We start from the raw sequence: 1,429 nt of genomic DNA, 5'->3' as shown, positions 1-1,429 counted from the left end.
ACCTCACGGTTACCATCACCGGTATCCCCAACGCTGCCAGCGAAGGCGCGCTGACCTATCTACCTGATGGGCAGGGGACGTTTGTTGCGGTGAACGTGGGTGATGATCTCACCGTCACCGAACTCGATACGCTGCGCTTTGCGCCGATTGGCAATTACACAGGTTCCGTCACGCCGCTCACCTATACGGTGACGGATGCTGCGGGCGGCTCTGACGCCGGTTCACAGGCCACGGTTGCAATCCAGATCACACCGTTGCCCGATACGCCGGTCATTGCAGGCCCGGGCTTTACCTCACTGGCAGAAGACGGCTCCACGAGCTTCTCCACAGCAGGCGGCAATGCCATCACGCTGTCCGATGCTGATGATACGGGTGTCGAACTCTATCAGGCCACGCTGTCCAGCGATCACGGCGCCATGGTTGCGCTGACCACGGGTGCCGCTTCCGGGATTACCATCACGGGCAATGGCAGCGACAGCCTTGTCCTGTCGGGTACGCTCGCGCAGATCAACGCGGCCATTGACGGTCTGAGCTATACGCCGGTTGCCGACTTCAACGGTGCAGCTCCCATCGCGATCACGCTTGATGATGGTGGCGCTACAGGTGGCGGTCTGGTGGGCTCACGCTCGCTGTTCATCGTGGTCTCGGCCACAGATGATGCTGAAGATGATGCCGTCTCCACATTGGAGAATGATGCGGTCATCTTCAACGCGCTCACCGGTATCACCGGCGGATCGTCGGATGGAGCCACAGCCGATACGTTTGAGAATGCAGGCGCACAGCTTGCTGCCATCGGTACGGGGGCAAACGCGCCACAAAACGGCAGCGTGACGATCATCACCACCGGCCCGAATGCCGGTCAGATCACCTATACGCCGAACACCGGCTTCTCCGGCACCGACAGCTTCACCTATGAGGTGAACACTCCCGATGGAGCCGGTGGCTTTGTCACCGAAGAAGCGACCGTCACTGTTACGGTCGTTGCGCTCAACATCGCACCGACTGCTGTCGACAATGCCTATGTCGGCACCGAAGACGTGGCAGCCACGGGCAATGTCATTACCGACGACACATCCGGCACACCCGGTTCCGGAACCGGAACAGACTCCGACGCCGAGACACTGGCTGCAAACCTCGTCATCACAGGCTTTGCCGTTCCCGGCGGCACATCTGCTGCGACCGCAGACGGTTCCGGCTTCTTCCCGGCCGGCAGCACCGTCACCATAGACGTGGCAGGCACCATTGTCGGCACCATCACCATGGATGCGGCCGGTAACTTCACCGCCACGCCGGCCCAGGATTACAACGCAGATGACGGTCCGGCCTTCCCGGCCATCACCTATCGTCTCGACGATACATCAGGTTCGTCCAACTCCAGCGACACAGCCCAGCTGTTCATCCTGTTCCAGGCCACCAACGATGCGCCGAC

General features: G+C 61.0%; 1 protein-coding gene. It reads left to right on the top strand.

Features of this window, described 5'->3' with window-relative positions; translation table 11 throughout:
* On the top strand, window positions 1–1,429 hold a 1,429-nt coding region (locus tag R2A130_RS18755), incomplete at both ends, for an Ig-like domain-containing protein (protein WP_009465362.1).

It is taken from the genome of Ahrensia sp. R2A130, from assembly GCF_000179775.1.
GTDB lineage: Bacteria > Pseudomonadota > Alphaproteobacteria > Rhizobiales > Rhizobiaceae > Pseudahrensia.
The sequence above is the reverse complement of the archived record's forward strand: the minus strand, read 5'-3'. Positions and strand labels throughout refer to the sequence as shown.